2 protein-coding genes and 1 pseudogene are annotated in these 4459 nt (G+C 68.2%); 1 reads left to right on the top strand and 2 read right to left on the bottom strand.

Features of this window, described 5'->3' with window-relative positions:
* Positions 1-161: 161 nt before the first annotated feature.
* Positions 162-1456 (bottom strand): annotated as a pseudogene (pepQ, locus tag AACZ35_RS12775) (Xaa-Pro dipeptidase).
* A gap of 71 nt (positions 1457-1527) precedes the next feature.
* Between pepQ and AACZ35_RS12770 the strand changes: the two are divergent.
* Positions 1528-4221, top strand: coding sequence for an EAL domain-containing protein (locus AACZ35_RS12770; protein WP_339829905.1), 2694 nt, complete (start codon positions 1528-1530; stop codon positions 4219-4221).
* A gap of 9 nt (positions 4222-4230) precedes the next feature.
* Here AACZ35_RS12770 and AACZ35_RS12765 read toward each other — a convergent pair.
* On the bottom strand, positions 4231-4459 hold a 229-nt coding region (locus tag AACZ35_RS12765), incomplete at its 5' end, for a hypothetical protein (RefSeq protein ID WP_339829903.1).

Raw genomic sequence — 4459 nt, 5'->3', positions numbered from 1 at the left:
GGACTCCCAATGGGCGTACCACTTGGTCTCGAAGGTGCTGGGCTCGAAGCTCTTTTCCATGGGGGCGGGTCGCTACCCCGGTGATTTGCCGGGGTTTTTGGGCTGAAAGGACGCGAATTCTATCAAGAATCAGCTAGTTAGTGCCCGCCGATCCTGAGCCTTCAAACGGCCGCGAAGGCATCCCGCGTCAGGTTTTCGGGCACGCCGTCGGTGCAGTGCACTTCATCCTCGATCCGTACGCCGCCCCAGGGCAGCAGCTGTTCGATCTTGTCCCAGTTCACGGCCTTGCCTTCCGGGCGGGCCTTGAGCTTGGCAGCCCCGGCTCGATCGTCACCACCATGCCCGGCTCCAGCACCCGGGTCATGCGCAGGAACGGGTGGCCGTCCGGGCGCGGGATCACCTTGCCGTCTTCGTCCGTGAAGCCCGCCACGTCGTGCACCTGCAGCCCGATCGGGTGGCCCAGGCCATGCGGGAAGAACGTGGAGGTCAGGCCGGTGGCCAGCATCTGGCCCGGGTCCATGTCCACGATGCCCAGCGTGCGCAGCACCCCGCCCAGGCGCAGGTGGCATTCCAGGTGCAGGTCGCGGTAGTCCGTGCCCGCGCGCACCTTGTCGCACAGCGCCAGCTGTTCGTTGTCCACCGCGTTCACCAGCGCCGCGAAGTGTTCGTCGCCGTCGCCCCAGGTGCGCGTGATGTCCGAGGCATAACCATCAACCTCGGCGCCCGCGTCGATCAGCAGCGAACGGTTGCGGCCGGGCGCCTGCGCGTCCTTGTACTGGTAGTGCAGCGTGGCGCCGTGCTGGTTCAGGCCGACGATGCTGTTGTAGGGCGCGTCCAGGTCGGTGTGGCCGGTCGCGGCCAGGTAGGCCGCGTGGATGCGGGCTTCCGAAGCGCCGGCGTGGAAGGCGGCGCGCGCGGCCAGGTGGCCGGGCACGGCGCGGCGCTGGGCGGCGCGCATGCGGTCGAGTTCGTAGGCGGTCTTCCAGGCGCGGTGGAAGTGCAGGTAGTCGATGACCGCCTTCGGGTTGTTGGGTTCGAAGCCGGGCAGGGCGGCATCGGCTTCGCCCAGGATCGCGCACTTGCCGGTCGTGGGCAGGTGCTGGCTGGCTTCGGCGGGGTCGCTGATGACCCGTACGTCAAACTCGTCCACCCAGAAACCTTCGGGCGCGGTCGGCGGCACATGCCAGTAGTCGTCGGGCTGGAAATACACCAGCACCGGCTTGCGGCCCGGCGTGTAGGCGATCCAGCAGGACGGATGCCGGGTCAGTGGCAGCCAGGCCTTGAAGTGGGCGTTGGGCTTGAAGGGATAGGGGCGGTCGTCGAGGAATTCGTATTTTTCGACCCCTGAGGCGACCAGAAGGTGATCGAAGCCACCCTTTTCCAGCGCACGGTCCGCGCGCTCCTTGATTGTCGACAGGTGCGCACGATATAGATGGCCGAGGTCCTGGTGGGTCATGGATGGCTTCCGCTTCAAGGGTCAGGACGGGGATTCTGCCGCAAACCAGGGTAGGGACGCAGGAGAGAGGCTTGCACGAGCATCGCAAAGACGGCGGCTTCCTCGGCCAACCCGCGTGGTTGTGGAGTTTCGGCGCGCTGCTGGTCGGCCTGGCCCTGAGCGTGCTTGCGGCCACCCTGCACCACGACGCCCTGGAACGTTCCGACCGGATGCGGCTCGACCGGCTGGCCGAACGCAGCTTCGAGGCGGTGGACGGGCAGCTGCAGACCTGTGGCCTGCTGGTGCGGGCGGTGCAGGCGCTGTTCCTGGCCTCCGACAACGTCACCGCGGCCGAGTTCGAGGCCATCTACGCCAACCTGCGGCCGCGCGAACAGTTCCCCAGCCTGCAGGCGATGGCGTATGCCGAACGCAGCGGCCGTCCTTCCAGCGACGCCGAGCCCGATGGCCGCGAACACTACCTGACCAACCTGGTGGCGCCGCGCTCGGGCAACGAAGCCCTGGTTGGCCTTGATGTCGCCACCCAGCCGGCGAACCTGGCGGCGGCGCGATTCGCGCGTGATGCCGACCGGCCGGTGATGTCGGCGCCGTTCCAGCTGATCCAGCGCACCGGCATGCCAGGTCCGAACGACGGCGTGACGATCCGGCTGCCGATCTTCAGCGCCGGTGCGCCGCCGCGGGACCTGGCCGAACGCCGCAGCCGCGAGATCGGCACCCTGGCCGCTTCGTTCCGGGTCAGCCGGCTGATCGCCGACGCGCTGCCCAGCGAAACCCAGGAACGTTTCCGGATCCGCGTTATCGACGTCACCGACGGGGGCCGGGCCCTGCTGTTCGAGCAGGCCACGCAGGCCGCGGTGCCCGGCGCCGAGGCGACGGCGACGCGGGTCCAGGACACCTATGTGCACGACCTGGCCTACGGCGGCCGCACCTGGCGCATCGAGGCCGAGCCGCTGCCCGACGCCGACCCGGCCACCTGGCTGCCGGCGCTGACCTTCGGTATCGGCGTGCTGGCCAGCCTGCTGCTTGCCAGCCTGGCCTGGTCGATCGCCGGCACCCGCTCGCGGGCGCTGGCCCTGGCCAGCGACATGGCGGCGCAGTACCGCCAGAGCGAGGCGCGCTTCCGTGCCCTGAACGAACTGCTGCCGGCCCTGGTGATGCTGGCGCGGGCCGACGACACGTCGCTGGTGTACGCCAACCAGGCCTGCCGCGACCGCTTCGGCGTTGGCGACGACACCGGGTCCATCCGCCTGGTCGACCTGGTCGATGACCCGGCGCTGCGCGATCGCATCGCCAGGCTGCCGGGTTCGCCCGACGGCATCATCAACGAGTCGGCGCAGCTGCACGGGCCGGAGCAGTTGCCGTTCTGGGCCACGCTGTCGGTGTCGAACATCGACCTGGGCGACGAAGCGCACCTGCTGGCGGTGGCCAACGACATCACCGAACTGCGGGTGCTCAGCGAGGAGCTGAGCTACCAGGCCAAGCACGATTCGCTCACCAGCCTGTACAACCGCCGCGAGTTCGAGCGGCGCCTGGATGCGGCCATCGCCTCGCTCGATGCCGGCGGGCCGGCGTGGGCGCTGCTGTACATGGACCTTGACCAGTTCAAGCTGATCAACGACACCTCGGGCCATTATGCCGGCGACCAGCTGCTGGCCCAGCTGGCGAACCTGCTGCTGGGCATGCTGCCCGAAAAGGCCGTGGTGGCCCGCCTGGGCGGCGACGAGTTCGCGATTCTGGTCGAAGGCGCCAGCGAAAGCGATGCCGTCGCCCTGGCCGAGCGCATCCGTACCGACATCGACGGATACTCCTTCGGCTGGGAACAGCGCAACTACACCATCAGCGCCAGCATCGGCGTGGTGATGCTGCGCGGCGCCGGGCTGAGCCAGCGCACGCTGCTGGCACATGCCGACACTGCCTGTTACATGGCCAAGGAACGAGGCCGCAACCGCGTGCACCTGTTCTCGGAAGAGGATTCCGAAACCACCCAGCGCCGCAGCGAGATGGAGTGGGCCGGCCGCATCCGCCAGGCGCTTTCCGATGGTCGCTTCCTGCTGCATTTCCAGGAACTGGTGCCGCTGTGGGAAGGCGAACGTTCCGAAGGCGTGCACATGGAGATGCTTATCCGCCTGCGCGACGAAAAGGGCGCGCTGGTGCCGCCGGGTGCCTTCATTCCCGCGGCGGAACGTTTCGGGCTGATGCCGGCCATCGACCGCTGGGTGGTCGAAACCACGCTGGCCAACTTCAGCCGCCTGCATCCTTCGGGCCGGCCGATCAGCCTGTGCGCGATCAATCTTTCCGGCCCGACCTTCGAAGACGCGGCTTTCGCCGACTTCGTGCTCGACGCCATCGAACGCCATGGGGTTTCGCCGCGGCACCTGTGTTTCGAAATCACCGAAACCGCGGCGGTGAGCAACATGGCCCGGGCGGTGGAGTTCATGCAGCGGCTGCGTGCGGCCGGCTGCAAGTTCTCGCTCGACGATTTTGGTTCGGGCATGGCGTCGTTCGGCTACCTCAAGAACCTGCCGGTGGACTTCATCAAGATCGACGGCAGCTTCATCCGCAACATCGAAACCGACCCGGTCAGTTATTCGATCGTGCGTGCGGTCACCGACATCGGCCACCAGCTGGGCCTGCAGGTCATTGGCGAATGGGTGGCGGACGAGCGCGCGCGCGACCTGCTGCGCGGCCTGAGCGTCGATTACGCCCAGGGTTTCGCCGTGCACAAGCCCGAGCCGGCGCTTTGTTTCAGGGATCCGCCGCGGGCCTGAGGCCGGGCTTCAGCGCGTGGGCGCCGCGGTGCAGGACGGGCCGAGGTCGAGCGGCGCCCCCAGCGGTACCGGGTCGCGGGCCAGGGTGACCCGGGCCTTCATCGCCACGGTCACCAGCAGTTCGTTTTCGTCGGTCACCATCATGGCGCAGCCCAGGCCCATTTTTCCGGCCAGGTCGGCGAATCCGGACGGGCCGGCAACAAACAGGGCCGAAGCGGCGACGTCGGCGAGCAGCGGG

The organism is uncultured Arenimonas sp. (assembly GCF_963976025.1).
In the GTDB taxonomy this organism is placed as follows: Bacteria; Pseudomonadota; Gammaproteobacteria; order Xanthomonadales; family Xanthomonadaceae; genus Arenimonas.
Note: the sequence above shows the minus strand (reverse complement) of the source record. Positions and strands in the feature narration are given on the sequence as shown.